Origin of the sequence: Actinomadura logoneensis, assembly GCF_003428695.1 — a bacterium.
GTDB lineage: Bacteria > Actinomycetota > Actinomycetes > Streptosporangiales > Streptosporangiaceae > Spirillospora > Spirillospora logoneensis.
The window spans coordinates 1-26,574 of sequence record NZ_QURH01000252.1 but is presented as its reverse complement, the minus strand read 5'-3'; the positions used below and the strand labels follow the sequence as shown (position 1 = coordinate 26,574).

The 26,574-nt window shown below is 72.0% G+C and carries 30 protein-coding genes; 17 read left to right on the top strand and 13 right to left on the bottom strand.

Features of this window, described 5'->3' with window-relative positions:
• The 5 genes from DZF91_RS14820 to DZF91_RS14800 all read left to right on the top strand — a co-directional run.
• A partial coding sequence (locus tag DZF91_RS14820; protein WP_199486636.1) for a SelB domain-containing protein occupies positions 1 to 487 on the top strand: 487 nt, incomplete at its 5' end.
• A gap of 81 nt (positions 488 to 568) precedes the next feature.
• Positions 569 to 865 carry an ArsR/SmtB family transcription factor gene (locus DZF91_RS14815; protein ID WP_117358047.1) on the top strand — a complete coding sequence of 99 codons (297 nt, stop codon included), beginning with the start codon at positions 569 to 571 and terminating at the stop codon, positions 863 to 865.
• Entirely contained in the window at positions 862 to 1,248 is a 387-nt protein-coding gene (locus DZF91_RS14810) for a VOC family protein (RefSeq protein WP_117358046.1), read from the top strand. The genes DZF91_RS14815 and DZF91_RS14810 overlap by 4 nt, the downstream gene beginning before the upstream one ends.
• A 277-nt stretch (positions 1,249 to 1,525) precedes the next feature.
• Positions 1,526 to 2,719, top strand: a complete 1,194-nt coding sequence (locus tag DZF91_RS14805) for an RtcB family protein (protein ID WP_117358045.1) — start codon at positions 1,526 to 1,528, stop codon at positions 2,717 to 2,719.
• A gap of 7 nt (positions 2,720 to 2,726) precedes the next feature.
• Positions 2,727 to 3,530, top strand: coding sequence for a hypothetical protein (locus DZF91_RS14800; protein WP_147341156.1), 804 nt, complete (start codon positions 2,727 to 2,729; stop codon positions 3,528 to 3,530).
• A gap of 17 nt (positions 3,531 to 3,547) precedes the next feature.
• Here DZF91_RS14800 and DZF91_RS14795 read toward each other — a convergent pair whose 3' ends face one another.
• Positions 3,548 to 4,360, bottom strand: coding sequence for a MerR family transcriptional regulator (locus DZF91_RS14795; protein ID WP_117358043.1), 813 nt, complete (start codon positions 4,358 to 4,360; stop codon positions 3,548 to 3,550).
• Positions 4,361 to 4,570: 210 nt separating this feature from the next.
• Between DZF91_RS14795 and DZF91_RS14790 the strand changes: the two genes are divergently transcribed.
• Positions 4,571 to 5,368, top strand: a complete 798-nt coding sequence (locus tag DZF91_RS14790; RefSeq protein ID WP_117358042.1) for a hypothetical protein — start codon at positions 4,571 to 4,573, stop codon at positions 5,366 to 5,368.
• Here DZF91_RS14790 and DZF91_RS14785 read toward each other — a convergent pair.
• On the bottom strand, positions 5,322 to 6,143 hold the full coding sequence (locus DZF91_RS14785; RefSeq protein WP_117358041.1) for an alpha/beta fold hydrolase: 822 nt from the start codon (positions 6,141 to 6,143) through the stop codon (positions 5,322 to 5,324). The two genes, DZF91_RS14790 and DZF91_RS14785, sit on opposite strands and share 47 nt — an antisense overlap.
• 148 nt (positions 6,144 to 6,291) lie before the next feature.
• Here DZF91_RS14785 and moaA point away from each other — a divergent pair, with 148 nt between their 5' ends.
• Complete coding sequence (gene moaA, locus DZF91_RS14780; protein ID WP_117358040.1) at positions 6,292 to 7,281, top strand: GTP 3',8-cyclase MoaA; 990 nt, start codon at positions 6,292 to 6,294, stop codon at positions 7,279 to 7,281.
• 146 nt (positions 7,282 to 7,427) lie between these two features.
• Here the strand turns inward: moaA and DZF91_RS14775 are convergent, their stop codons facing one another.
• Complete coding sequence (locus DZF91_RS14775) at positions 7,428 to 8,237, bottom strand: CPBP family intramembrane glutamic endopeptidase (protein WP_235834297.1); 810 nt, start codon at positions 8,235 to 8,237, stop codon at positions 7,428 to 7,430.
• A 494-nt stretch (positions 8,238 to 8,731) separates the two neighbouring features.
• On the opposite strand from DZF91_RS14775, the gene DZF91_RS14770 reads away from it, so the two are divergent.
• Both DZF91_RS14770 and DZF91_RS14765 read left to right on the top strand, forming a co-directional pair.
• Positions 8,732 to 10,012 (top strand): sensor histidine kinase, encoded by a 1,281-nt coding sequence (locus tag DZF91_RS14770; protein WP_199486635.1) that lies wholly within the window; start codon positions 8,732 to 8,734, stop codon positions 10,010 to 10,012.
• Complete coding sequence (locus DZF91_RS14765; RefSeq protein ID WP_199486634.1) at positions 10,009 to 10,707, top strand: response regulator transcription factor; 699 nt, start codon at positions 10,009 to 10,011, stop codon at positions 10,705 to 10,707. Before DZF91_RS14770 ends, DZF91_RS14765 begins: the two co-directional genes overlap by 4 nt.
• Before the next feature lie 47 nt (positions 10,708 to 10,754).
• Here DZF91_RS14765 and DZF91_RS14760 read toward each other — a convergent pair whose 3' ends face one another.
• Entirely contained in the window at positions 10,755 to 11,372 is a 618-nt protein-coding gene (locus DZF91_RS14760; RefSeq protein ID WP_117358039.1) for a TetR family transcriptional regulator, read from the bottom strand.
• 138 nt (positions 11,373 to 11,510) lie between these two features.
• Between DZF91_RS14760 and DZF91_RS14755 the strand changes: the two genes are divergently transcribed.
• Together DZF91_RS14755 and DZF91_RS14750 are read left to right on the top strand one after the other, a co-directional pair.
• The gene (locus DZF91_RS14755; protein ID WP_117358038.1) at positions 11,511 to 12,434 is read left to right on the top strand and encodes an SDR family oxidoreductase; all 924 of its coding nucleotides are present in this window, start codon (positions 11,511 to 11,513) and stop codon (positions 12,432 to 12,434) included.
• Between the two features lie 510 nt (positions 12,435 to 12,944).
• A complete protein-coding gene (locus DZF91_RS14750) occupies positions 12,945 to 13,283 on the top strand; it encodes a hypothetical protein (RefSeq protein ID WP_117358050.1) in 339 nt (112 codons plus the stop codon).
• 20 nt (positions 13,284 to 13,303) lie between these two features.
• On the opposite strand, the gene DZF91_RS38945 is transcribed toward DZF91_RS14750, so the two are convergent.
• Together DZF91_RS38945 and DZF91_RS14745 are read right to left on the bottom strand one after the other, a co-directional pair.
• A complete protein-coding gene (locus DZF91_RS38945) occupies positions 13,304 to 13,561 on the bottom strand; it encodes a hypothetical protein (protein WP_147341155.1) in 258 nt (85 codons plus the stop codon).
• Positions 13,562 to 13,649: 88 nt separating this feature from the next.
• A complete protein-coding gene (locus DZF91_RS14745; protein ID WP_235834296.1) occupies positions 13,650 to 14,561 on the bottom strand; it encodes an ADP-ribosylglycohydrolase family protein in 912 nt (303 codons plus the stop codon).
• Between the two features lie 381 nt (positions 14,562 to 14,942).
• On the opposite strand from DZF91_RS14745, the gene DZF91_RS14735 reads away from it, so the two are divergent.
• The 3 genes from DZF91_RS14735 (at position 14,943) to DZF91_RS14725 (ending at position 17,611) form a co-directional block, all read left to right on the top strand.
• Positions 14,943 to 16,211: a Gfo/Idh/MocA family oxidoreductase gene (locus DZF91_RS14735; protein WP_117358036.1), complete on the top strand. Its 1,269-nt coding sequence runs from the start codon at positions 14,943 to 14,945 to the stop codon at positions 16,209 to 16,211.
• On the top strand, positions 16,208 to 16,981 hold the full coding sequence (locus tag DZF91_RS14730; protein ID WP_158587946.1) for a cupin domain-containing protein: 774 nt from the start codon (positions 16,208 to 16,210) through the stop codon (positions 16,979 to 16,981). The genes DZF91_RS14735 and DZF91_RS14730 overlap by 4 nt, the downstream gene beginning before the upstream one ends.
• Before the next feature lie 258 nt (positions 16,982 to 17,239).
• Positions 17,240 to 17,611, top strand: coding sequence for a hypothetical protein (locus DZF91_RS14725; RefSeq protein WP_117358034.1), 372 nt, complete (start codon positions 17,240 to 17,242; stop codon positions 17,609 to 17,611).
• A gap of 111 nt (positions 17,612 to 17,722) precedes the next feature.
• On the opposite strand, the gene DZF91_RS38940 is transcribed toward DZF91_RS14725, so the two are convergent.
• The 4 genes from DZF91_RS38940 to DZF91_RS38935 form a co-directional block, all read right to left on the bottom strand.
• Complete coding sequence (locus DZF91_RS38940) at positions 17,723 to 17,917, bottom strand: hypothetical protein (RefSeq protein ID WP_147341154.1); 195 nt, start codon at positions 17,915 to 17,917, stop codon at positions 17,723 to 17,725.
• A 120-nt stretch (positions 17,918 to 18,037) separates the two neighbouring features.
• Entirely contained in the window at positions 18,038 to 19,522 is a 1,485-nt protein-coding gene (locus DZF91_RS14720) for an alpha/beta hydrolase (RefSeq protein ID WP_117358033.1), read from the bottom strand.
• Positions 19,523 to 19,581: 59 nt separating this feature from the next.
• The gene (locus tag DZF91_RS14715) at positions 19,582 to 19,836 is read right to left on the bottom strand and encodes a hypothetical protein (protein ID WP_117358032.1); all 255 of its coding nucleotides are present in this window, start codon (positions 19,834 to 19,836) and stop codon (positions 19,582 to 19,584) included.
• Between the two features lie 85 nt (positions 19,837 to 19,921).
• Positions 19,922 to 20,278, bottom strand: a complete 357-nt coding sequence (locus tag DZF91_RS38935; RefSeq protein WP_147341153.1) for a hypothetical protein — start codon at positions 20,276 to 20,278, stop codon at positions 19,922 to 19,924.
• A 520-nt stretch (positions 20,279 to 20,798) separates the two neighbouring features.
• Between DZF91_RS38935 and DZF91_RS14705 the strand changes: the two genes are divergently transcribed.
• Together DZF91_RS14705 and DZF91_RS42945 are read left to right on the top strand one after the other, a co-directional pair.
• Complete coding sequence (locus tag DZF91_RS14705; RefSeq protein WP_117358030.1) at positions 20,799 to 21,107, top strand: DUF3467 domain-containing protein; 309 nt, start codon at positions 20,799 to 20,801, stop codon at positions 21,105 to 21,107.
• Entirely contained in the window at positions 21,097 to 22,083 is a 987-nt protein-coding gene (locus DZF91_RS42945; protein ID WP_328589172.1) for an NTP transferase domain-containing protein, read from the top strand. The genes DZF91_RS14705 and DZF91_RS42945 overlap by 11 nt, the downstream gene beginning before the upstream one ends.
• A 9-nt stretch (positions 22,084 to 22,092) precedes the next feature.
• Here DZF91_RS42945 and DZF91_RS14690 read toward each other — a convergent pair whose 3' ends face one another.
• Entirely contained in the window at positions 22,093 to 22,332 is a 240-nt protein-coding gene (locus DZF91_RS14690) for a hypothetical protein (RefSeq protein ID WP_117358029.1), read from the bottom strand.
• A gap of 191 nt (positions 22,333 to 22,523) precedes the next feature.
• On the opposite strand from DZF91_RS14690, the gene DZF91_RS14685 reads away from it, so the two are divergent.
• Positions 22,524 to 23,951 carry an MFS transporter gene (locus DZF91_RS14685; RefSeq protein ID WP_235834295.1) on the top strand — a complete coding sequence of 476 codons (1,428 nt, stop codon included), beginning with the start codon at positions 22,524 to 22,526 and terminating at the stop codon, positions 23,949 to 23,951.
• Positions 23,952 to 23,999: 48 nt separating this feature from the next.
• Here DZF91_RS14685 and DZF91_RS14680 read toward each other — a convergent pair whose 3' ends face one another.
• A complete protein-coding gene (locus DZF91_RS14680; protein WP_117358028.1) occupies positions 24,000 to 25,361 on the bottom strand; it encodes an FAD-dependent oxidoreductase in 1,362 nt (453 codons plus the stop codon).
• Complete coding sequence (locus DZF91_RS14675; RefSeq protein WP_117358027.1) at positions 25,351 to 26,157, bottom strand: tryptophan 2,3-dioxygenase; 807 nt, start codon at positions 26,155 to 26,157, stop codon at positions 25,351 to 25,353. The genes DZF91_RS14680 and DZF91_RS14675 overlap by 11 nt, the downstream gene beginning before the upstream one ends.
• Between the last annotated feature and the right edge of the window lie 417 nt (positions 26,158 to 26,574).

The following is a 26,574-nucleotide window of genomic DNA, read 5'->3' as shown; positions in this document are numbered from 1 at the left end:
CCGGGCACCGCACCGCCGAGGAGTTCCTTGTCGCCTCGCGCTGCCGGCCCGCCGCCTCGTCACCGCCCTCGTCCGGCCGCCGCTCAGGCTGGACGCCGGACGCGTCCACGGCCCGGGCCTGCCGCCCCCGGTCGTCGCCGCCGTCGACCGCCTGCGCGCCGAACTCGCCGAGGCGCCCTTCCGCGCCCCCACGGCCGACCGCCTCGGCGAACTCGGCCTGACCCCGCCCGTCCTCGCCGTCGCCGAACGCGCCGGGACGATCCTGCGCCTGCCCGGCGACATCGTCCTGCTGCCCGGCGCCGACCGGGCCGCGCTGCGCGTCCTGCACGACCTCCCGCAGCCGTTCACCGTCGGCCGGGCCCGCGAGGCCCTCGACGCGCCACGCCGCGTCACCATCGCGCTCCTCGAACACCTCCACCGCCAGGGCCGCACCGAACGCCTCCCCGAGGGCCACCGCGTCCCCGAGGACGAGCAGCCAGGCGACTGACCGGCCGCGACTCCGGCCGTGGCCGCTCCCGGACCCACCCCCACCTTGATGGGCAAGTCGAGACTTGCCTAACATGGAGTAGTGGAGGACGACAGGCTCTTCAAGGCCATCGCCGACCCGACCAGGCGGCTGATCCTGGACGAGCTGACCGAGCGGAACGGCCAGTCCCTCTTCGAGATCTGCACCCGGCTCATCACCAGGCACGGGCTCGGCCTGTCACGGCAGGCGGTCAGCCAGCACCTCGCCGTCCTGGAGGCCGCCGGACTCGTCCGCACCCGCCGCGAGGGCCGCTACAAGTTCCACGACCTCGACACCGGACCGCTCGAAGGCATCGCCCGCCGATGGCTCGCGGACCGCCCACCGGAGGACACACCATGAGGATCAACATCACCAGCGTCTTCGTCGACGACCAGGCCAAGGCGCTCGCCTTCTACACCGACGTGCTCGGCTTCCAGAAGAAGCACGACGTCCCGGTGGGCGGCGCCCGCTGGCTCACCGTCGTCTCACCCGAGCATCCCGAGGGCACCGAACTCCTCCTCGAGCCCGACGGCCATCCGGCGGTGAAGCCCTACAAGGACGCCCTGGTCGCCGACGGCATCCCGGCCGCCTCCTTCGCCGTGGACGACGTCCAGGCCGAACACCGCCGCCTCACCGCCCTCGGCGTCCGCTTCACCCAGGACCCCCTCACCATGGGCCCCGTCACCACCGCCGTCCTCGACGACACCTGCGGCAACCTCATCCAACTCACCCAGGCCGAGTAACCGGGCCGAAGCGAGCGGCCATCGGGGAGCGGGGCCGACTCGTGCGGGGTGCGATTCGTGCCAGGGGGATCGTGCTGGGTGTGACTCGTGCGCGGGTGGCTCGCGCGGTTCGTGCGGCCGGGACCAGAACGAGGAAACTGGGCGAGAGTATCCTGTTGCTGTGGGTAATCGTCGTCTGGTCCGAGGGCGGGCACGAAAAATAAGTTGAACCGGAATGCGGTGTTCTGGCGTCATAGTGTCCGGTTGAGCGCAGGGCGAGGTCGGAAAGGGGCACGCTGTGCCGTATCAGACGCTGGAGGGCGGGCGCGTCCCTATTCGCATGTGGACCGACCCGTCCACCGTCGAAGATGTCGCACTGGAGCAGTTGCAGAATGTGTCGCGGCTCCCGTGGGTCGAGGGCTTGGCCGTCATGCCGGATGTCCACTACGGCAAGGGGGCGACCGTCGGTTCTGTCATCGCGATGCGCGACGCGGTGTCCCCGGCGGCCGTCGGTGTGGACATCGGCTGCGGCATGACGGCAGTGAAGTCGTCGCTGACGGTCGAGGATCTGCCGGATGACCTCTCCGGGTTGCGTTCGCGCCTGGAGAAGGCGATTCCGGTGGGTCGCGGATCTCACAAGGATCCTGTGGACCCGTCGGGGGTGCCGGGTCTCAGGGAGCGCGGCTGGTATGAATTCTGGACTGAATTCAACGCCCTCCACAAGGGCGTCCAAGGACGCCTCGGAAAGGCCCGGTCGCAAATTGGCTCCCTCGGCTCGGGAAATCATTTCATGGAACTGTGCGCTGATTCCGAGGGGTCCATCTGGCTCGTTCTGCATTCCGGGTCCCGGAATATCGGGAAGGAGCTCGCGGAGCGGCATGTCGAGGCGGCTCGCAAGCTTCCCCACAACCAGGACCTGCCGGACCCGGACCTCGCCGTGTTCCTGACGGGCACGGAGCAGATGGACGCCTACCGGCACGACCTGTTCTGGGCGCAGGAGTACGCGCGGCGCAACCGCGCGGTCATGATGGCGCTCGCGCAGAACGTGGTGACGCGGCAGTTCGGGGAGAAGCGCTGCAAGTGGGGCGAGGTCATCTCGTGCCACCACAACTACGTGGCCGAGGAGACCTACGGCGGCGTGGACGTGCTGGTCACCCGCAAGGGCGCGATCCGCGCCGGACGCGGCGACCTGGGGATCATCCCCGGGTCGATGGCGACCGGGACGTACATCGTGCGCGGTCTCGGCAACGAGCTCGCCTACAACTCCGCGTCGCACGGCGCGGGGCGGAGGATGAGCCGGAACAAGGCCCGCAAGACGTTCACGGTCCAGGACCTGGAGGAGCAGACCCGGGGTGTCGAGTGCCGGAAGGACGGGGGCGTGCTCGACGAGATCCCCGGCGCGTACAAGGACCTGGAGTCGGTGATGGCGGAGCAGACCGACCTCGTCGAGGTGGTCGCGCACCTGCGCCAGCTGATCTGCGTGAAGGGATGAGGCCGGGATGCCGGTGAGGGCGTCCGGTCGCAGGCAGCGGCCCGCGAGCGCGCGTTCGGCGGCGGACGGCATGAAGCTGCACCGCCGCACGGTGCGCCTCGCGGGCCGTCCGCACACGGTCGTGTCGCTTCGGCCGGGGACGGCGGTGCGGTTCAGCACGAACCTGTTCCATGAGACCTGGCACGTGCTGTCGGACCGGCATGGGGCGCGGCTGCTGGGGCGTCTGCTGTGGGGGCTGTCCTACCAGTCGCGGCCGGGGACGCTGGTGGTGATCGACCGCGGGTTCATCACCACGACGCCGTTCGACGGCGATCCGGCCGACCGGATCGTGCTGGTTCCCGCGTGGGACACTCCGTTCACCGCGCGGCATGCGCGTGCACTGAAGGCGCGGCTGCCGCCGGCGTCCGCACCGGACGGCACGGTCCGCTGGCACACGCACGGCTTGGACGCGGCGCTGGCCGACCCCAAGGCCTGGCTCGGGGCGAACCGGGACCGGGACGCCCGTGTGTGCGGTCGCGTGGAGCGGCTGAACGGGCTGGTCGTGCTGCGGCCCCAGTCGCCGCACGAGATGCGGGAGTGGGCCGTCCACTGCGGGAGGCTGGACCCGCACGACCACGGCATGGACTACACCTACCTGGGCGAGGGCGCGCACTACGCGTCCGGTGAGGTGCAGGTGTTCCGGAGTTTCCGCCGGGACGTCTCGGTCGCGCGCCGGGCGCGCGCGGAGGTGCTGGACGAGCTGGACGAGCCGGTCGGCGCGGAGGTGCTGAGACCCCTGGTGTGGGATCGCGCCGAGGCGTTGAAGCGCTGACCGGCTCGTCCGCGCGGTCAGGCGGGGGTGACCGGCTCCTGGAGTTCGGTCAGCCAGTCGTCCTGGTTCTCGGGGCACTCCAGGCTGATCTCCCTGGGGTAGCCGGTCGAGCGGTAGCCGTTGGCCTCGATCCAGCGTCCGAGGGCCTGGACGGTCGGCAGCATCGCGGCGGGCGAGCCCCGGTGCAGGACCGTCGCGGCCTGTTCGACGGCGGGCAGGTCGTGGACGCGGAGGCGGCCGTCCCGCATCGGCGGCGCGGTGACCTCCACGCAGGCGTGCACGAGGACGCCGCCGTCGGGGGCGTCCTCGTAGTAGGCGACGCCGGGGCCGGACGGGGCGATGCCCGCCTTCTCCAGCAGCCGGAACAGTTCCCCGTAGAGCGGCTGGATGACGGGGGTGATGGCGTCGAAGCCGGGGGCGACCCCCGACACCTCCGCGACCCGCACGGCGGGCAGTCTCCTGACCACGATGTCCTCGTCGGGCATCTGGCCCTCCCTCTCGATCGACCGGAGTCTCGCCTCGACCTGGACGAGCCGGGCCGCGGCGGCGCTCATCGCCGCCTCCAGTTCGGCCCGCCGCAGGCGGAGCATGGCCCGCAGCTGGTCGGTGGTGACGCTGTCGTCCACGATCTCGCGGACCTGCTGCAGGGTGAACCCGAGTTCCTTGAGCGCGATGACGCGGTTGAGCCGGGTCAGTTGCCCGGCCGTGTAGTACCGGTACCCGCTGTCCGGGTCCACCCGCACGGGACGCAGGAGTCCGATGGCGTCGTAGTGGCGCAGCATCCTGACCGACACGCGGCCGTGCCGGGCGAATTCTCCGATGGTGAACATGGTGTCTCCGAGTCCATCGCCTGACACGGTGTGAGGGTCAAGCACGCTAATGATCCCGGATTCCTCCGGTCTGCTCTGTGCGACGGGCGGCCAGGGGCAGGAGGTGTTCCGCTGAGCGTCCGATCGGTCTTCGGGTGCGGTGCCTGCGGAGCGCCGCTCACGGACGCTCTGCTGCGGGTGCGGATGCCTCGTCCCGGCACGGAGCCGCCGATGCACTTCGCGTGCCCTGTGCTGATGACGGCCGGGACGTACGCGGAGGGGCCGCGGGGGTTCGTGCTGGCGCCGGGTGACGTGTCCGGGGTTCGGCTCGTTCCGGAGCGCTGCGGTGACAGCTGCCTGGGTGTCGTGCCCGGTGACGAGCCCAATCTGGTGTGCGCGTCGTGCGGTGCCGATCTGGGGGAGCGGACCGACGACTGCCAGAGCTGGCAGAGGGTCGTGCTGCTGGCGGAGGCCGTCCGGACGCGGGATGAGGGGACGGAGGAGGAGCCCTGGGAGAACCCCGACGAACGTCTCGGGCGTTTCCCGATCGACCATGAGGGCTTGCCCGACTGGTTGTGGTTCGGGCGCCTGTCGCTGGGGGCGGACGAACTGCTCGCCCGATCGCGGGGCCTGCCGCTGTACTTCGCGCCCGGCGCAGAGCCGTTCCGTGACTTCCTGTCGGGGTTGCTGGGCGGCTCGGCGGGGGCGGAACTGCTGCGCCCTCTGCCTCCGGACGGGCGGCGACCGGTGGACGGGCCGCTGGCCGTGTGCGATCTGGACGGTCCGGGGCGTCCCTTCGGGGAGCTGCCGTACGCGCGGGAGGCCGGGGTGCTCCTGCTCCGGATCGTGCCGGACGACGACCCGGAGCTGCCGCCGCCGCTGGTGCCCGTCCACCGGCATGTGTGGCGGTATCTGGCGTGGGGTGCCCGCCGGGAGGCGTGGGAGGACGACGCGCCGGCCCGGCTCGCGCCGGGGGTGGCGTTCAGCGAGGGGAGCCGGCTGCGAGCGCGGCGTCGATGGCGGCGGTGACGTCGGCCAGGACCTCCGCCCGGTTGGTCTCGTTGAAGATCTCGTGGCGGGCGCCCGGGTAGAGCTTGGAGGTGAGGGCGGTGCCGCGGATGGCCTCGATGCCGGCGCGGGTGCCCGCCACCGGGACGAGCCGGTCATCCTCCCCGTGCAGCCACAGGACGGGCAGGCCGCCGAGGGACCCGTGCCGGTTGGCGGCCTCGATCCCGGCGAGCAGGGCCCGGACGGTCGCGGGCTTGAACGGGCCGTGCCAGACGAGCGGGTCGGCGGCGTAGGCCCGGCCGACCTCGGGGTCGCGGGAGAGCGTCGCCGGGTCGATGGGCACGTCGGGGATCTCGGTGAGGTCCCGGAGGGCGGCGAGGGCGTCCCAGCGGCCGAGGACGGGCCCGGAGAGCACCAGGGCGGTGAGCTCCGCGCCGTGGAGCTGGGCGTGGCGGGTGGCGACCAGCCCGCCCATGGAGTGCCCGATCATGATCACCGGGAGGCCGGGCAGGTCCTCCCGGGCGGAGGCGACGACGGTGTGCAGGTCGGCGACCAGGTCGTCCACGTCGTCGACGAGGACCCGGTCGCCCGCCGACCGGCCGTGGCCGGCGTGGTCGGGGCCGCAGACCAGGGCGCCGTGGTCGTGCAGGGCCGCGGCGACGTGCCCGTAGCGGCCCAGGTGCTCGCCGTAGCCGTGGACGAGGACGGCGACGTAGCGGGGCGCGTCGTGCGGCCAGATGTGGGCGGTGACCGCGCCGTTCGCTCCGGCGAACTCCCACTGGCGGGCGGCGGGCATGGAACCTCCAGGGGGCGGGCGTCCGGCTGTTCCGGCCGCGGGAGGTGATGATGATCGCGTCGATACCGTCTCCCGGGGTGCGCGCGATCGTCAACCGGCGCAATAGGCTGGAGCGTCCAGACGTCGCAGTGGCAGGAAAGGGGCGCCCGTGCTGGTCGACAGCTTCGGTCGGATCGCTACGGACCTTCGGGTCTCCCTCACCGACCGCTGCAACCTGCGGTGTACGTACTGCATGCCGGCCGAGGGGCTGGAGTGGCTGCCCAAGCCCGAGATGCTGACCGACGACGAGGTGGTCCGCCTCGTCCGGATCGGGGTGGAGCGGCTCGGGATCACCGAGGTCCGGTACACCGGCGGCGAGCCGCTGCTGCGCCGGGGGCTGCCCGACCTGGTCCGCCGCACGGTGGAGCTGTCGCCGCGTCCCCAGGTGTCGCTGACGACCAACGCCATCGGGCTGGCGCGGCTCGCGGAGCCGCTGGCGGCGGCCGGGCTCGACCGGGTCAACGTGTCGCTCGACACCCTGGACCGCGGGACGTTCCGGACGCTCTCCCACCGGGACCGGCTCCCCGACGTCCTGGCGGGCCTCGCCGCCGCGCGCGACGCCGGACTGCTGCCGGTGAAGGTCAACACGGTGCTGATGCGGGGGATCAACGACCACGAGGCCGTCCCGCTGCTGCGCTGGTGCCTGGAGCAGGGGTTCCGGCTGCGGTTCATCGAGCAGATGCCGCTGGACGCGCAGCACCGCTGGAGCCGGGAGAACATGGTGACGGCGGACGAGATCCTCACCCGCCTCGGCGCGGCGTTCACGCTGACCCCGGCGGACGCGGCCGAGCGCGGCAGCGCCCCCGCGGAGCTGTTCCTGGTGGACGGCGGTCCCGCGACGGTCGGCGTGATCGGGTCGGTGACCCGCCCGTTCTGCGGGGCGTGCGACCGGGTCCGGCTGACGGCCGACGGCCAGGTCCGCAACTGCCTGTTCGCGACCGAGGAGTCCAACCTCCGCGACGCGATGCGGGCGGGGGCGTCGGACGCGGAACTCGCCGACCGCTGGCGGGCCGCGGTGGCCCGCAAGCGCGCCGGCCACGGCATCGACGACCCGTCCTTCCTCCAGCCCGCCCGCCCCATGTCCGCCATCGGCGGCTGACCCACCCCACCCCTCCTCCCACCGCTGAGACAGGACCGCTTCGCGTCCCGCGGCCGGAAGGCTGGGGGCGGCGCCCAGCCGGTCCGGAATATCCCGAAAAACGGCGGTTTCCGTTTCGTGTCCCGTCTTCGGCAGCGGGGCCAGAGTCAGCGCTGACGGGCCTGGGCCAGTTCTGCACGGGTGTGGATCCGGTTGCGCCGCTTCGCGGCACGCAGGAACAGCACGGTGGGGACGATGCACACCAGGATGGCGAAGATGCTGGCTTCGGGGCCGAAGTCGCCGCCGGTCAACGCCTGCGGGCCGCTGACGGAGGCGTCCAGCAGGCCGCCGGCGCCGGTTCCGGAGCCGGAGACGCTGGTACCGAAGATGCCCTGCTCGGCCACGTTCCAGGCCAGGTGCAGGCCGATCGGCAACCACAGCGAGCGGGTGGCGGCATAGACCGCGCCGAACATCAGCCCGGCCTCAACGGCGATGGCCAGCGCGCCCCAGATCGTCGCGTCCTTGTTGACCAGGTGCAGGCCGCCGAAGGCCAGGGCGGAGACGGCCAGCGCACCCCAGGTCCCGGTCTTCTCCTCCAGGACCCGGAACAGCGCGCCGCGAAAGGCCAGCTCCTCGGTGACCGCGACACCGGTCATCACGCCCAGCGTGGTCAGCGCGCCGCCGAACGAGCCCCAGCCGTGCACGTGGTAGCCGCCGACCATCGCGACCAGCGCGATGGTGACGGTGAAGAGGCCGAGACCGAGGGTGACGCCCCGGCCCAGTCCTTGTCGCGCTTCGGCGAGGGCCAGTTCTTGGGGCGTGCGGCCCTCCAGGTAGCGCACCAGCCCCGCATAGGCCGCCAGGGCGAGCCCGCCGCAGACCACTCCGGCGATGAGAGCGGTCAGCGGGGTGGCGTCAGCGGCTCCGTTGACCGCAGTGATGATCGACTCCACGACGATCATCAGCGCGAACAGCACCGGCAGACGAACCCAGGCCGCCCTGGCCCACCGCGCGGGGCGCCCGGTGTCCTCATCGATCGAGCCGGTCGGATGGGCGCGGGGCGCCCGGTGTCCTCATCGATCGAGCCGGTCGGATGGGCATCGTCCCCGGCTGGCTGCGCGGGTGACTGCTGGGGGGTGGACGTCATGGCTTCCTCCTCAAGGAATCCGTCCGCAGCGGACGGCTTCCGCGTTCGGTGCCGAAAAGCTACGGGCGGCGGCCACTGCGAGTAGTCACCAGTGAGCGAGCATTCGCTGCTTGCCCGGGTCCCCTGAGCGAGCTACCCGCTGTCCTCTGCTGGGAGGACGCCACGGCCGGTACCGGGCGTTAAGGTCACCGTGCGGGTCGTCTGGCAGCGCGATCGGCGGACGCCGTGGTGCGGGGGCCGGACGGGCGTCTCGGACGGGAGCGAGCCGCCGACCGCCTACCGTTCCTCCCGCCTCTCAGCGTTGTGCCTACCGGATCGTGGGTGATGATGGAAGACCGGGCAGCCGCCGTGGCCGGGACGGAGCCGCGCACGCGAGACGGCGCCTTCGCGCGAGCGGGCCTGGGGGCCGCCGCGATCCTTCGGCTGCGTTCGCTGTCGGGCTGGTGGAGATCACGCTCTACCGCCACCAGGGACGGGGAGTTCGCGCTCGTCTTCGCGCTCCTGTCGTTCACGGCGCCGCTGTCGAAGATCGGAGCGCAGTTCGGAGACCTTCCCACCCACGGCACCTCTGCCGCGAGCGTGCTGCTGACCCTGGGGATGACACTGCCGATGGCGGTGCGCACCCGCTGGCCGGCCGCCTGCCTGGCGCTGGCGGGGACCTGCTTCGCGGTGCACGCGTTGCTGGGCTGCCCGCCGACCTTCGGCAGTCTGGGGCTGTACATCGCGCTGTACTCCGCGGGTGCCCACCAGAACCGCCTCCGGCGGGTCATGGTGGCGGCGGTGGCGGCCGGGTACCTGGTCTTCGCCATCGCCCTTCATGAAATGGGCTCGCCTGACGGCCTGGTCGACCACCTGCTCTTCTCGATGGTCCTGGCGGTGGCGTTCGGGCTGGGGGTCCTGGTCCGCGAGCGGCGGGTGCGTGAGGCCGAGCGCCGGCGCCTGTCCGCCCGGGCGGCGATCGCCGCGGAACGCAGCCGCCTGGCCCGGGAACTGCACGACGTGGTGACGCACCATGTGACCGCGATGGTGGTGCAGTCGGGAGCGGCGCAGTACCTCACCGACTCGCCCGAGAAGGTCTCTGAAGCCCTCGGCGCGATCAACGGCACCGGCCGGCGCGCGCTCGCCGAACTCCGGTTCCTGCTGGGCGTGCTGGAGGCGACCGGCGAGTCGGCGGCCCGGGACCGGACACCGACACCGGGCCGGGTGCCTGATCTGGTGGAGCAGACACGAGCGGGCGGCCAGCCGGTCGATCTGGTCGAGGACGGGGAGCAGGACCCCATGGCCATCGGCGCCCGGCTGACGGCGTATCGCGTTGTGCAGGAATCGCTGACCAACGCCGTGAAGCACGCCGCCGGCCAGAGCACGCTGGTGCGGCTCGCGCACACCCCCGGCTGGACCGACGTTGAGGTCACCACCGCTGGGACGTCCGGCGGCGCGCCCGCGTCCCCCGTCCTCGGCGACGGCGGTGCGCACATCTCGGGAGGCCGGGGCCTGACCGGGCTGCGAGAACGGGTGGAGATGCTGGGCGGCGAGTTCACGGCCGGGCCCAGCCCGGAGGGCGGGTTCCGCGTGCACGCGCGCATCCCCGCGGGAGGTGCCGCGTGAGCATTCCGCAGGCTGCGATCAGGGTCCTGGTGTGCGAGGACCAGGCCCTGGTACGCGCCGGCTTCGTCACGATCCTGTCCGCCCAGCCCGACATGGAGGTCGTGGGCGAGGCCGCGGACGGCCGGGCGGCGGTCCGCGCGGTCGAGGAACTGCGGCCGGACGTCGTCGTCATGGACATCCGCATGCCCCGGCTCGACGGAATCGAGGCCACCCGCCGCCTGGCGGGCCCCGAGGCCGACGACCCGGTGAAGATCCTGGTCGTCACGACCTTCAACGTCGACGAGTACGTCTACGAGGCCCTGCGCGCCGGCGCCAGCGGCTTCATGCTGAAGGACGCCTCACCGCCCGAACTGGTCAACGCCGTGCGTACCGTCGCGCGCGGCGAGTCCCTTCTGGCGCCCGTCGTCACCCGCGCCCTGATCGGCCGCTTCGCCGAACACCTACGCCCCTCCCGAGCCCTCGCCGCGCCCGAGCGTGAGCGCCTCAAAGTCCTCACCCCGCGCGAGTACGAGGTCCTTCTTCTCATCAGCGAAGGCATGTCGAACGCCGAGATAGCCACCGAGCTGGTCATCGGGCACGAGACGGTGAAGACCTACGTCTCCCGTGTCCTCACCAAGCTGGGCCTCCGCGACCGCGTCCAGGCGGTGGTCCTGGCATATCGGGCGGGTGTGGCCGGCAACGGAGATCGACTCTGACGGCTCCGAAAAGGCGGCGGGCCCCCTACTCGGGGTGACCACCTCGCTCACGCCCCGTTCTCCTGGTCTTGCAAGCTCGTGTCGTCGGTCGCGGCGGCGTGTTCGGCCGGTGCGGTGAGCTGCCTGGTGGCGTCCAGGGTCTCCCGGATGTGTTGGGCGAAGGCGTGCTGGTCGGGGTCGTCGATCCAGCGCGCGAAGGCGACCTTGAAGGCGGCGATCCCGATTTCGGCCGTGAGTGCCGCCGTGGCGGAATCCAGACCGCGTTCCTGAAGCGCGCGGTCGAGGCTGGAGCCGAGTGAGGCCAGTTTGGCCAGTTCACGTTCCTGCAGTTCGGGATTGGCGGCGATGACGGCCTGGCGCTGCCGTACCAGCTCCGCGCGTTCTTCGAAGACGGGAGCGGCTTCGGTCAATACGTGAGCGATCACCTCCAGCGGCGCCAGGGGGGCGGCGGCGGTGGCCGTGGCGCGCGCGAGGACGTCGGCCAGGGCGTTGGACTGGAAGAGGACTTCCCGTTTGTCGACGAAGTGCCGGTAGAAGGTGCGTTCGGTGACCTCGGCCCGGGCGGCGATCTCCGCCACGGTGGTGGCGTCGAAGCCCTTGTCGGTGTAGAGCTCCAGCGCCGCCCTCTCCAGGCGGCCCCGTGCGTCGGGTTTCCATCGGCCCATGCCCCGATCCTACACAGCGAAGACAGAATCTGACATCAAAGTGATGACAGAGGCTGACATGCCTGCTACCGTGATGTCACGAACTGACATCACGGCTCTCCGCCCCTGGCGGGGAGCCCTTGGCTGAAAGGCACCACCATGCGCGTCTTCGTCACCGGAGCCTCCGGACATCTCGGCTCCGCCGTCGTCCCCGAACTCCTCGAAGCGGGGCACCAGGTCGTCGGGCTGGCCCGTTCGGACACGTCCGCCGCCGCGTTGACGGCTGCCGGCGCTCGGGTGCACCGAGGCGACCTCGACGATCCCGACGGCCTCGCCGCGGCCGCCGCTGCGGCTGACGGGGTCGTCCACCTGGCCTTCAAGCACGACGCCATGTTCGCCGGCGACTTCGCCGGCGCCGTCGCAGCGGATCTGCGCGCCCTCGACGCGCTCGGGGACGCGCTCGCCGGCACCGGCAAGCCGTTGGTGGCCACCTCGGGAACCGTGCTGTTCGCCTCTGCGGGACTGCGGGGCGCCCTCACCGAGACCGACGTGCTCGACGCGGGACCGCGGATCGAGGCCGAGAACGCGGTGGTCGCACTCGCCGAGCGCGGCGTCCGGTCGTCCGTCGTCCGGCTCACCCCGACCGTGCACAGCTCGCTCGACCACAACGGCTTCATCCCGACCTTCATCTCCATCGCCCGCTCCAAGGGCGTCTCGGCTTACGTCGGCGACGGGGCCAACCGCTGGCCCGCCGTGCACACGCTCGACGCGGCACGCCTGTACCGGCTGGCGCTGGAGTCCGCGCCGGCGGGGTCACGGCTGCACGCCGTCGGCGACGAAGGGGTCCCCTTCCGCAAGATCGCCGAGGGCATCGGCCACGGGCTGAACCTGCCCGTGGTCGGCATCGCGCCGGCCGAGGCCGACGCCCACTTCGGCTTCCTGAGCGCGCACGCCCAGGCCGACAACCCGGCCTCCAGCACGCTGACCCGCGACCTCCTGGGCTGGACGCCCGTCCAGCCCGGCCTCGTCGACGACCTCGGCCAGGGCCACTACTTCGACACCGACACCACCGCCGCACGCTGAGCCCGCCCCCTCCCCGTCCCGGTCCGCCCGCCAGACGGCTCGGGCGGAACCGCTCCGCACGACTGCCGTGCAGCCGATCGACGCGGCCCGCGCAAGCTGATCCCGCCTTCCTTGGAACGGCCGGGCCAGACGTTCAATGGTGGCCGAGGCGCCTGGCCTTGGCCGGCCCGCCGCCTGGACGAGGGAGCGGAATTCCCAGTGAGCACCAGCACACGGCCGGGATCAGCGCGGCCGGCGCCGAAACGGCGGCGGGAGCGGTGCGGGCCGTCCAACAAGATGAGGCCGGTGTGTGGCCGGGTCGTGACGGATTACGTTGCAGAAGCGCTCGGAGGCGGCGTCCTGTCCAGCGCGATGCCGGATGGCGGCGTGCCTGGACGGCGAGGAGAACCGGCTGCGTGGCTGGTGGCGTTGCGGGGCTCGCCAGTCGCGTTGATCAGGGGGTGCGCCAGAGTTCCGGATCCATGATCACCCAGGTGTTCTGCCGGGAGTGATCCCGATATGGTCACCCGGATGGAATCCGAGCATCCCCTGGTCCGCGACATCTTTCCGGATCTTGTCGCTGAGCTGGCGACTCTGCTGGAGGACGGAGGCGAACATGGGCTGGCCGTTCGCGTGCAAGACCTTCGCCTGGTCGCGGAGTGTGGCTGCGGTGACGACTTCTGTCAGAGTTTCTATACCGAGGACCACCCTCCGGGGCAGCCCTATGGTCCAGGTCACCGATGCATCCCCCTGCTTCCCGCAAGAGGGGTGCTCGTCCTCGACGTCGTCGACGAGCGGATCATGTACGTCGAGGTGACCAACCGGCCCCCGTTGGACGACCGTCGTCGAGCTGAACCGGCTCAGCCATAGCCGTTGGCGTTCTGTGGGAGTCACGGTGTGATGGCCGGACGCCAACTGCTCCAGGGGGCGGCCGAGCGGGCTGATTTCGGGTCAGGCGCCGGGGCATCAAGGCGACCGCGGCCCAGGTGCCCCGAGTAGGCCGGATCGCCGCACGCCAGGGTGACCCGGGGTTGCAGCACCCGGCCGGTCACGACCGCGACGGCCGCCGGGCAGCATCCGGCGCGCAGCCGGAATCGTTCGCGCAGCCGGAATCGTTCGCGCAGGTGGTCACGGAGCACGGCGGTCACGGAGTACGGCGGTCACACCGCGCCGGTCCAGCGCGCGGAAGGCCGTAGACGGTGCGCCAGGGGGTTATCTGGAATCAGAGCCGAGGTGTCAAGCTGCCGGGTCGTGCTCCAACCATCCGGGAAGGGGTTCGCGGGCGTCGAGCCACTCGGACGGGATGCCGTCGATCCCGGTCCGTGCGGCGATGATGCCGCCGACGATCGCGGCAGTGGTGTCCATGTCGCCGCCGACCATGACGCAGGCCCGAACCCCGGCCAGGAAGTCGTCCAGGTGTCGGCTGGCTGCCCAGAGCGCGAACGGCACGGTGTCCTGGGCGGTGATCCTCGATCCGTTGCCCAGGGCCTGTGCTGCTCGTTCAGGTGTTGCCTTCCCCAGGCTGCGGGCGCGCTGGAGTCCCCGTCGGACGTGAGTCCCCGGGACGTGATCGAGTGCTGCCTCGATCATGGTCTCAGCGGTGCCGGTGGCGGCGAGGGAGGCGGCGACGGCGACGGCGACCGCGCCCGCGATCCCTTCGATGTGGGTGTGGGTGATCTCGGCTTGGAGGGTGGCCTCGGCGGCGGCGTGCGCCGGGTCGCCGGTGTAGTAGGCGCCCAGCGGGGCGACGCGCATGGCGGCGCCGTTGCCGAAGGAGCCGTTGCCGCCGAAAGACTCGACGGAGGCGACCCGCCACGGGTGTCCCTCGCGGATGCGTTCGAGGAGTTCCAGGGCTCCGGCGCCGTAGCGGCGGCCGGTGTCCATGCGGGTGGCGAAGGAAGTGGCGAGAGCGTCCTGGTCGATGCGTCCGTGACGGTGCAGGCAGGCGACGACCGAGCAGGCCATCTCGGTGTCATCGCTCCACCCCCACGGTGGCGAGGGGGCGTCCAAGGCGGTGAGATGGCGGTTGGTGTGCAGGAAGAACTGGTCACCGAACGCGTCGCCGACCGACAATCCCGCCAGGGAAGCGTGCATCAGCGCGGCCGCGCGTTCAAGGGGCCGCGCAAGGCCGCGATGGTCATCGTCCATGGCACCGGTCCCCGGTGTGCGTGCGGTGTCTACCTCTGTCGCGGCAGCCTATACGGAGTCGAGATCTTCAGGTTTGCTCCGTCCCGGCCGACTTCACCAAGATGATCGGTAGGAGGGTTGCGCTCGATGGCCCGCCGAAGGGGCGTCGGACCTGCTGGGGGCTGGATGTCGGCGAGCATGCGGTGCAGATCCTCCTCGGCCTCCAGCAGTCGGGCCTCGGAGAAGTCCTCGGGGGTGTGGAAGTCGCACTTGGCACAGGCCAGATGATGGAGTGCCTGGAGGAGTCGCCGCACGGGCACCCGTTTCTCCCCTGAGCGTCCATTTCCGCTCTGAGCAGGCACGACTACAGTCGGCAACTGTTCCCCTCCGATATTCGGTGGAGTGGTCGCAGTGCTTCTCACCTGTGCCCGGGTCGGCTTCGGCGCGATCGCACGCATCCACGAGGACGCTCTACGCGGGCTCGGCGTGCGGACGGTCGCGGTGATCGAGACCGACCCCGCCCGCCATGACGCCGTCCGCGGAGCGGGGCTGACCCCGGTGGCCGAGTATGCCGAGGCCGCGGCGATGCGCCCCGACTTCTGGGACATCTGCACACCGACCGGATGCCACGCCGAGGTTCTCCAGGAGATCAGCGGTTGCGCCCCGGAGGCGCCGGTGGTCATCGAGAAACCGATCTGCGACCACGCCGACCTGGTCAAGCTTCGTTCCACCCTGGAACGGCACCGGGGCCCGATCGTGGTGAACGAGAACTACTCGTCCTCCGCCGTGACCGCGGCGGTGATCGAGCACGTGATGCGGAGGGGGCTGACCCCCACCAAGGTCGTCGTGGAGATGACCAAGAACCGCGGGCGCGACTATCTCGCCGGCCGGTTCATCGACCCCGCGCTCGGAGCCTTCGGATACGAGGGCACCCATCTCATCGCGGCGGTGGCCGCCCTCGGCGACGCCCGCGGGCAGGACTACCTGGACGGAACCATCGACGACATCGACGTGGACAACGTGGCGCTGACCGGCGCGGACGGCTCGGTGCTGGACGGAAGCCGGTGGGACACCGACCACGCCGAGGGGCGGGTCGGCCTGTCCCACCAGGGCGGCGCCTTCGTCGGCTACCGGACACCGAGCGGATGCGAAGTCGAGCTCTACACCTCGTTGTCGGGCATCGTCGGCTACCCCTGCCCCCCGTACGCCCCCGCGGCCGCGCGCATCGAGCAGTCCGACGCCGTCACCCGCTACCGGATCTTCCGCGTCGACGGCACGGCCCCCGACGGTGTCGCCCACCAGATCGTGGGCTTCTACGAGCCGCTGCCCGGCCTGGACCGCGGGCAGGGCGCGCTGGCGGTCTACCGCGAATGGGAACTGGCCGAACACATCGCGCCGGTCGATGACGACACCATGACCCGGCACTTCCGCCGGACCCTGGACCACATCGCCGGGAGGGGCCCCAACCCCTTCCCGCCGGAGCGGGCCCTGCGCGCGCTGGGTCTGCTGCACCGATGGGCGACGGCCGCCAAGAGCGAGCCCGGTGACGACTCCGACGAGGTCCTCGGGCGGAGCGACACCGCCGCGACACGCGCCCGCGAATGCGCCCGGTTCCGTGTCCCCGCCGACGTCCCCGTCCAGCGCCCCGGCCTGCAAGGAGCCCGACCGTGACCACCCCCGCCCGCGACACGGCGGTCAGTACCGCGATGCGCACCACGACAGGGCTGCCCGCCGGGATCGGCCTTTCGCAGGTCCAGGTCTACTCCAGCCAGGCCCCCGACGGCCAGTGCGGCGGCACCCCGCACCTGCACCTGACCTGCACCGAACTGTACTTCACCCTGCGCGGCCGCGGCGCGGCCGAGTTCCTCACCAGCCGGGGCCCCGAGCGCGTGCCCCTCGAGCCCGGCGTCGCGGTCCAGTTCACCCCCGGCACCGTGCACCGCCTGGTCAACAGCGACGACCCGCTGCAGGTCCTGGTCATCATGGAGAACGGCCGCCTCAACGAAGAGGGCGACGTCGTGTTCGCCTTCCCCGACACCGACCTGGCCGACCCCGGCACCTACGCCTCCCTCGCCGACACCGGCCCCATCGACGCCCCCGACCTGGCAGCCGTGACCCGCCGCCGCGACCGCGCCGTCACCGGCTTCGTCCAACGCACCCGGGCCTGGCACGAGGACCCGGCCGGAGGCCGCGCCCAACTGGACCTGCTCCACCAGCGCGCCGCCGCCCTCGTCCGCGACCGCGCCGCCCGCTGGCCCACCGTCATCGCCCAAGGCCCAGAGGTGGCACTGCGACAACTGTCGCAAAGGGCCGCCGCAGCACAAGCAGGCGACCCCACACATCTGGCCGAGGGCCGGGTCACCGTCCTGCCCCGCTTCGACGCCCAGGCCCTCACTCCCAAAATGTGTGGATCCCTCTGGTCGTACGCCGTCCCGCGATAGCGCCCCCTCGGGCGGGCGGCTCCACACCTTGCACCGGAACCGGAGCCCGTTGACGGCCCCGGCCGGGGCGACCGGCCGACGTCGGCGCACCGGCCTGACGGTGAGCCTCGAACACATCCGGTTGGAGGACGTCAGTCGCGAGGCCGACGTCGCCCCCGCCGCCGTCTACCGTCGCCGGTCGTACAAGGACCTGTTCTCAGCGACCTGCTCAGGGAACTGGCCGAGATCGCGCCCACGACGATCGGCGCGGACGGCACGGTGCGCGACAAGGTGCAGGCCTCCCTCGGCGCGGCGGAGCGAACCCTGATCAGCGACATCGCCAGGTCCTACGAGCGGCTCGCGGCCATGTTCGGGCTTCGCCTCCGGCCTGGGCTCGGTATGGGATACGACGATCGGCCCGCCCAGGTCAGCGCGACCATGCGCGGCTTCGTCCTCACCGCGCTGTCGCTGCCGCCGCTGGGCGAACGGCGCGTCCGCCCGGGCGTGCTCGGCGCGTCCGAGACCACCGAGTGGTCGCCGCCCGCCCTGGCCATCGCGGCGACCGTCCTCTCACTGCTGGAGCCGGACCCCAGGGTGACCTGGGACGACGGGCGGCTCGCGGCCGTTCGCGCCGAGATCCGGGCAGTCTGAGTCAGTGCGTCCGGGCGGTCCCGCGCGGCTCGCAGATCGGGACCGCCGCCCCGGATCCGATCAGGGCCCCTACGGCAGCCTTCAGCCAGCAGAAGACTGGACCACGCACGCTCACATCCTGATATCCGACCGCGCGGCGATGGTGAGCAGTTCGTACGCGTACGGCGTCCGCTGGCCGAAGAACAGCAGCAGCACCGTGCCCGCCAGGACCAGGAGTGTTCCGGCGATCGGGAAGGCCCGGTAACGCGCCAGGCGGTGGATCGTACGGCCGCGCCCATGACGAAGATCAAGGGATGGCCGACCCACAGTACGGGTTGCCGAACAGGCGCAACGGCAGCAGCGGCTCGGCTGCCCGGCGCTCGATCCGCAGGGGTCTTCGGCTGCTGAGCCGTTAGGGGCGGCCGGTGCGGTGGACGCCCACGCGGGCTACGCGCCGCAGGTCGGGGTGGTGGGGAGGTTTCCGGTGATGAGGTAGTCGGCCTGGGCGGCTCGGGCGCAGGCGGAGTTGAAGAAGGTGGTGTGGCCGGCGACGTCGGCCACGAGCAGGCCGCTGTTGGGGATCTCGCGGTGCACGCCCTGCGCCCAGACCAGCGGGGTGGCCGGGTCGTACCGGGTGCTGGTGACCAGGATCGGCGGCGTCCCGGGGATCCGCTGCGGGGCCCACGGGTCGGACGCAGGGAGGGGCCAGGACGCGCACAGGTCGGTCATCATCCACGCCTCGGACGCGCCGCCGGTGTGCGGGGAGATCGCGCGGGCGTGCGCGAGGCGGGCCGCGGCGTCGGCGTAGCCGCGCAGCTGCGGCGGGAAGCTCTGGCAGCTGATCGCGGCGTAGGCGTCCTGCGGCTGGCCGATCGCGGAGTTGTCGGCGAGGACGGACGCGTCGCCCGCTTGTGCGCGCGCGATGCCGTCGCCCAGTGTCGTCCAGGTCGAGGGGAACAGGACGGACGAGCTCGCGGTCAGCAGATTCGGCAGGACGAGCTGGATCGCCTGGTCGTCCACCGTCGTCGCGCCGCCCTGGGCGTTCGGCGCGGGGATCGGCGTGCGGGCGGCGCGGGCGACGAGGTCGTCCCAGACCTTGACGACGTTCTGGCCGTGCAGCGCGCACGACGTGGACGCCGAGCACCACGAGGCGAACCGTCCGAACACGTCGGACAGCGACGACGCCTGCTGGTAGAGGAAGTCGCGCGGGCCGACGGCGTGGTCGATCGCGCCGTCCAGCACCATCGTCCTGATGCGGTGCGGGTACAGGCGGGCGAAGGTCTGGCCGAGGTAGGTCCCGTAGGAAAGGCCCAGGTAGCTGACCTTCTTCTCGCCGAGCGCGACACGGATCGCGTCCATGTCGCGGGCCGCGCTGACGGTGTCGACGTGGGCCACCAGATCGGGTGGGGAGTTCTTGACGCAGGACGTTCCGTAGGCCGCGCTCTGCCGCTGGATCGCCGCGAACTGGGCGGGGGAGTTCGGGAAGGCGGGCACCTGGGCGGACAGGCCCGGCCCGCCGCACGTCACGGCGGTGCTCGTGCCGATGCCGCGCGGGTCGAAGCCGATGATGTCGAAGCGGTTCTGCAGGGAGGTGGGCACCAGGTTCCGCCCGCCCGCTGCGACGATCTCGGCGCCCGCCCCGCCGGGCCCGCCGAAGTTCATCAGCAGGGATCCGATCCGGTGCTTCTGGTCGAGCGCGGGTAGCCGGGACAGGCTTAGGGTGATGGTGCGTCCGTGTCGGTCGTCCCAGGACAGCGGCACCTTGATGTCCGCACATTGTGCACCGGAGCCCGGTCCGGCGTGGAAGCAGGGGCTCCAGGACGTCGCGGACGTGGCGGGCGGTGCGGCGAGGGCGGACGGCGATGGCGAGGTGGCGGTCGCGACACCGGCAAGTGTCGCGACGGCGAGTGTGAGCAGTCGTGATCTCCTCATGCGGGGGACGCTACAGAGCCCGCCCCTTCCTGCTCATCCGTCCCAGGACGTACGAAGGATCAGCAGCAGGGAGGATGCGCCCGGGAGCTGTGCGGCGCTGACCAGGGACGGGAACCGGTCAGGATCTCGACCGGTCGAAGAGGGGACCGCACGGTGCGTCGGGACGGGACCGCACGGTGCATCGGGACGCGGCCCAGGTGGTTGCGCCACCCGGCCGGCACCGGCGGCCACACCAGGCTGACCACCGCGCCCACCGCCATCAACAGCGGCATCGCGATCCCGGTCGTCCCGCCGCCGGTGTCCGGGATCGTCATCGAGACCGCACCCGGTCGCGACAGGTGCGGTCACGGTGGTCGGGTTGCGGACCGGGCCGGTGGTCAGGGGGCCGGAAAGCGCGACTTACTCATCTTCCTCTTTCGGGACGCTGGGTGAGGCGTCGGCTCGCCCGGCCTTCCAGGCATAGGTCGACGTCACGGCGACTGATGTCAACACGGCCAAGGCCGCGATGAAGACAGGAAAAGTGGGCATTGTGATGTCAATGCGACCAGGCAGTTCTCCCCGGTAAAGGCAGTGGACGGCGTCATAGTTGGCACGGGCCCCGTAGCCCTCCTGAAAGTACGCGCCCATGCTGTCACAGTTGCGGACTGAGTAGGGCCATTGCATCGCAATTGCAAAAAGTGCGATGGCCTGGATTGTGATTGCGGCATAAATCAGCCCTCTGAAATGGGTTCCGGGGTTGCCGCCGCCTTGTTTCATCGCTCTGGCTCCGCATGATGGCTTACGCTTACATTGAGTAATTATGTCCAAGCTTGCAGCGGAGGCAAGTGTTGTCTTCGACCTCACCTGGCCACCTCCCTGCCTTAGTGGGCATCTTGAGGATGACCACCGAAGTTGCCGCCTACTTGTGGCACGGTCACCTGGTGCGCTCTCGATGGATTTGAACTCCAGTTTTCTGGCTCGACCGATTGTGTCGCCCGTATGTGTGCCATTGAATTTGTGAGTCGCTGGTTTGTCGAGGTAATCACGCTGGGGACCAGCGTGGCGCGGCGCGCCTTCCCGGGCGCAGTCCCCGTCTTGGAGACACAGGGCTGCGCCGAGTCCAGCGCGGGCCGGGGCATGCTCTCCGATCTGCGGCTAGCAAGGTCCTGGCTGGCCGGGCCCGTTCTGGAACGGGGGCTGCCTCGGTGCGGTGGGAGGCAGGGGCCGCGCGGTGGACGGTGCGGGGTGGGCGGTGGGCGGCGGCGCCGTTGTCCGTCGGGCGTGCGACGATGGCGGGGTGACGGACGAGCCGCTGGACACCCGTGTCGAGATCACCGTCCCACCGGAGGAGGAGGTCGGCGCGTTCGCCGGCTTCGCCTCGGTGTGGCGGGCCCGGGACAGCTTCGTCCTGGACTTCGCCACCGAGGTGAGCCCGCCCGAGGTCGCCGAGGACCGGGCGACCGGGGAGCGGTACGTGCACGTGCCCGCCCGTGTCGTCGCGCGGGTGCGGATCCCGCCCGGCCAGGTGTGGGACCTGATGCGCGCGCTGGAGCAGAACCTCAGCGCCTACGAACGCGAGAGCGGCGCCGGCGCCCATGGCGAATGACGCCGTGGGCGGTGGGCCTGCCGGGGCGGACGGCTTCGACGCGGTCCTGCTGGCGGGCGGGCGGGCGCGCAGGCTCGGAGGCGCGAACAAGCCCGCGATGAGGGTCGGCGGGACGCCGCTGCTCGTGCTGACGGCGGGCGCGGTCGAGGCCGCCGGACGCGTTGTGGTCGTCGGCCCGCCGCATCCGGACCTCCCGGACGCGACCTACGTCCGCGAGGACCCGCCCGGCTCGGGACCGGTCCCGGCGCTGCGCGCGGGGCTCGCCGAGGTCGGCGCGCCCTGGACCGTCCTGCTGGCCGCCGACCTGCCGTTCCTGCGCGCCGGGCACGTCGCCGCGCTGCTGCGGGCGGCGCGGCGGGCCGGTGCGGACGGGGCGCTGTTCGAGGACGACGAGGGCCGCGCCCAGTGGCTCACCGGAGTGTGGCGGACGGCCAGCCTCCGGCGTGCGCTCGACGGGTATTCGGGGGCGCGTCTGCGGGACGTCCTCGGAGGGCTGGAGCCGGTCGCGGTCCGGGACGCGGGGGACCGGCCGCCGTGGTTCGACTGCGACACCCCGGAGGCGCTGGCCGAGGCGGACCGGGCGGTGTCCGGCGGGCGTGACACGGCGTCCCGCCCGTTCGATGCGGCGTCCCGCCCGTTCGATGCGGTGTCCCGCCCGTTCGATGCGGTGTCCCGCCCGTCCGCTGGGGCGTCCGGCCCGTACGATCGGTCCCTGGATCCGGTGAAGGGGGAGACGACGGTGCTGGAAGAGTGGATCGAGGCGGTGTGCCTGGAGCTGGGCATCGACCGCGCCGACCTGGACCGCGACCTGGTGCTGGACCTGGCGCGGGACGTCGCGCACGGGGTGGCCCGTCCCGGCGCGCCGCTGACCGCCTACCTGCTGGGCCTGGCCGTGGGGCGCGGGACGCCCGCGCGGGACGCGTCCGCGCGGATCACCGAGATGGCCCTGTCCTGGAAGGGCGACGGGACCCGGTAGGGCGGCGGGTCAGCCGTCGGTCGGGGACAGCTCCGACATCGGGACGACGTCCTTGAGGAAGTCGCGGCGGTCCAGGAACGACGAGAGGCCGTCGCGGTGCTCGTCGCAGGCCAGCCAGACCTTACGCCGCTCCGGCGTGTGGATCTTCGGGTTGTTCCAGCGCAGCGCCCAGACGGCGGGGGCCCGGCAGCCCTTGGCCGAGCAGAGCGGCTCGGCGTCCTCGGGGCGGTCGGAAGGGGATTCGGTCACCGCCCCAGGGTAGTCAACCCGCCCGGCGCCTCCGCTTCCCGGCCCGCCCGTGCGCGGACGGCCCGTCCGGGCGCCCGGAGGGGCGTCCCGGCGGCGGTGGGCTAAAGCGGCGGGCAAGAGCGGGGGCGGGTACGGTCGCGGACGGCGCGTACGGTGTTTGCCCGCTCCCGGGACGGTGAAGATCCCGTCCTGTGACGAGCGAGACGGCCGCGCCCCAGCCGTGCGCCCACCCGTGGCGTGCGCTGTCGGTGTGCCTGGTCGCCGCCTTCATGACCCTGCTGGACGTCAGCATCGTCAACGTGGCGCTCCCGTCCATCAAGACCGCGCTGCACGCCTCCGAGGGCGGCCTGCAGTGGATCCTGTCCGGTTACGCGCTCACCTTCGGCCTGGTCCTGGTCGCGTCCGGCCGGATCGGGGACGCACGCAGCAGGCGCGCGACGTTCATGGCCGGGCTGGCGCTGTTCGTCCTGGCCAGCGCCGCGTGCGGACTCGCGCCGACGATGCTCTGGCTGGTGATCGCGCGGCTCGTCCAGGGCGTCGCGGGCGGTGTGCTGAACCCGCAGGTCGCGGGCCTGATCCAGCAGCTGTTCCAGGGCGCGGACCGGGGCCGGGCGTTCGGCGCGCTGGGCGCGGTCATCGGGATCGCGACGGCGGTCGGGCCGGTGCTCGGCGGCGTGCTGATCCAGGTCGCCGGGAACGAGACCGGCTGGCGCTGGATCTTCCTCATCAACATCCCGATCGGCCTGGTCGCGCTGGTGCTGGCTCGGCGGCTGCTGCCCGCCCCGGTCTACGGCGAGAGCCAGGGCCTCGACCCGGTCGGCGTGCTGCTGCTCGGCGCGGCGGTCGTCGCGATCATGCTGCCGTTCCTGCAGGAGCGGACCTGGCACGGGCAGGCCAAGTGGCTGCTGGTGCTCGCCGGGCTGGTGCTGCTCGCCGTCTTCGTCGCGTGGGAGCGGCACACCGACGCGCCGATGGTGAACCTCGCGCTGTTCCGGCTGCGGTCGTACTCGCTCGGGGCCGGGATCGCGCTGCTGTACTTCGCAGGCTTCACCTCGATCTTCTTCATCTTCACGCTCTACCTGCAGAACGGCCTCGGCTACAGCGCGCTCGGCGCGGGCCTGGCGATCACGCCGTTCGCGCTCGGGTCGGGCGTCGCGTCGGCGGCGGGCGGACGCGCCGTGGCGCGGCTCGGACGTCCGCTGGTGTGCGGGGGGCTGGCGCTCGTCCTGCTGGGGCTGGTTCTGACCTGGATCGCGGTGGAGGTGCACCCGGGCGGCGGAGCGGCGTGGTGGACGGCGCTCCCGCTGCTGGTCGCGGGCGTGGGCAGCGGCCTGGTGATCTCGCCGAACCAGACGATCACGCTGTCGGAGGTGCCGTTCCAGCAGGGCGGCAGCGCCGCGGGCGTGCTCCAGACGGGCCAGCGGGTCGGCACGGCGGTCGGCATCGCCGCCGTCGGTTCGGTGTTCTTCGCGGCCGTCGCGGGGAGCCGGGGCGACTGGGCGTCCGCGTTCCGGCACGGCCTGTTCGTCGTGTTCGGGTTCGTCGTGGCGGCGTTCGCGCTGAGCCTGCTCGACCTGTTCGGCCACGGCGGCAAGCCGGACGTCCGCCACCACGCATGACCCCCGCGGCCGGACGGTACGTCCGGCCGCGGACGCGGCCCGCCCGCCTCAGCGGCGGGAGCGGACCCGCAGGGCGCGCAGGACGCCGGCGGTGAGCAGCGCACCGGCGGCGGCCACCCCCGCGACGGCGAGGTTCTGCTTCCTGAGCCGCGCCGGGATCTCCGCGTACGGCATGGTCGTGAACGACACCAGCTCGTACCGGGACACGTACCGCCCGGCGAGCCGCCGCTCCAGCGCGTGCACGGCCGCCTGCCTGGCCCGGAACACCGGGGAGGCCACCCGGTCGCGCATCTCCACGAAGTTGTCCAGCGCCATGTCGGCGATCGCGTCGGTGTTGGCCTTGCGGCGCTCCTGGTAGAGCGTCAGCGCGGCCGGCCAGTCGCCGTTCGCTTCGTCCAGGCAGCGGTCGATCTCGATGCAGTCCTCGAAGGCGCAGTTGGCGCCCTGGCCGAAGAACGGCACGATCGCGTGCGCGGCGTCGCCGAGCAGCGCCACCGACGCGCCGTCGCCGATCCGCACCCACGGCCACGCCCGGACGGTCACCAGCGACCCGACCGGGTTCCGCGCGAAGTCGTCCGCGAGGTCGGGCATCAGCTCCACGACGTCGGGGTAGTGGCGGCGGAAGTGCGCCGTCACCGCCTCGGGCGTGCCGAGCGCCTCGAACTCGTCCTTGGGCCAGAACAGCGTGCAGGTGAACGAGCGGTCCAGGTTCGGCAGCGCGATCATCATGGACGTGGCGCGCCGGGGCCAGATGTGCAGGGCGTCCGGGTCGAGCGCGAAGTCGCCGTCGCGCGGCGGGATCGTCAGCTCCTTGTAGCCGTGCTCGAGGAAGTCGGTGGCGGCGTCGAACGCGCCGCCCGGCCCGACGCCGCGCCGGACCGCGCTGTAGGCGCCGTCCCCGGCGAGGACGACGTCGGCGGGCTCGGTGCGGGTGCCGTCCGGGCCGTCCAGGGTGAGCTTGCCGGACGCGGTGTCCAGCGCCGTCACCCTGTGCTCGAACCGCAGCGTCACGCCGGGGGTGGCCTCGGCGGTGTCGAGCAGCGCGGCGTTCAGCTCGGCGCGGCTGATCGAGTTGATCGCGCGGGTCCCGTCGGCGCTGTAGGGCTGGAAGTTGGTCGCGGCGCCGCGCGGATGGACGAGCCGGCCGTGCATCGGCAGCGCGCGGGCGAGCGCCTGCTCGCGCAGCCCGACCTGCTCCAGGGCGGCGAGCCCGCGCGCGGAGATCGCCAGGTTGATGGACCGGCCGCGCTCGGCGCCGGTGACCCGCGGGTCCGGGCGGCGCTCGTAGACGGTCACCGGGATGCCGCGCCGGCCCAGCAGGGTGGCGAGCAGCGCGCCCGCCAGGCCCGCGCCGACGACGGCGACGCGCTGCCCGGCGGTCCGGGGGGCGCCGGTGGGCTCAGTCGGCATGGACGGCGGTCTCCTCGATCTGGGACCGGACCTCCCACAGGTCCGGGAAGGCCGGGACGAACAGGGTGGAGCGCAGGTAGTCGGCCCCGGCCGAGCCGCCGGTGCCGAGCTTGGCGCCGATGGTCCGCTCGACCATCTTGACGTGCCGGTAGCGCCATTCCTGGACGCCCTCGTCGATGTCCACCAGGGCCTCGCACACCTCCACCGCGGGCGCGCGCTCGTCGGCGTAGACCTTCAGCAGGGCCTCCTGGACGCCGGGGTCGGCCGTCCACGGCTCGGACGGGTCGCGCCGCAGCGCCTCGGCGGGGATGGCGTGGCCCTGGACCGACAGGTACCGCATCAGGGAGTCCATCAGCGACCGGCGCGCGACCGCGTCCCGCAGGTCCGGGTCGTCGCGCAGGTCGGAGGACGGGAACCGCCGGCGGCCCAGCATCGCCTCGATCAGCCGGAACTGCGCCGACTGGAAGCCGCTGGAGGTGCCGAGCGCGTCCCGGAACGAGGCGAACTGGCGCGGCGTCATGGTCTCCAGCACGTCGAGCTGGCCGACCACCGTCTTGAGGATCTTGGTGATCCGGCGGGCGGTGGCGAGCGAGCCCGCGCTGTCGCCGTCCTCCAGCCGCCGCCGCAGCAGGTCCCCCTCGTGCAGGATCTGCTTGAACCACAGCTCGTACACCTGGTGGATGATCACGAACAGCAGCTCGTCGTGCGCGCCGGTCCGCGGCTCCTGGCAGTCCAGCAGCCGGTCCAGCCGCAGGTAGGCGCCGTAGGTGAGGTCCTCGGGGGCCGGTTCGCCCATCGCCTCGTCCTCCTTCGTCCCCGCGCGGTCCCGGCACGTCGGTGTGCCGGGCGGTCGACGCCGCAGAACGGCATCAACGGGTGGATATACCGCAGACTCTATGAAGACGGGCGGACGCCATGTCAGAGGGGGAGCTCCAACCTTTTCCGTCTCAGGTATGCCCGTCCTGTTATGGCCCGAACCGGACCGGCGCGCAGACCGTTCGGCCCCCGGCGACAGGCGGGCGAGAACCGGGTGAGAACGGCGGGAAAGCGATCGGCCCTGCCGGTGAAGCATGGGTGTCCGATCACCGACCCCCTCGCGGAGACGCCCATGATGGATCTGATCGCGTGACCGCCGACCTCGAGACGCCCGCCGACGCCGCCGACCGGGCGGGCCGGGGAACCGCGCGCCCCGGCGACCGCGCCGCGCCCGGCG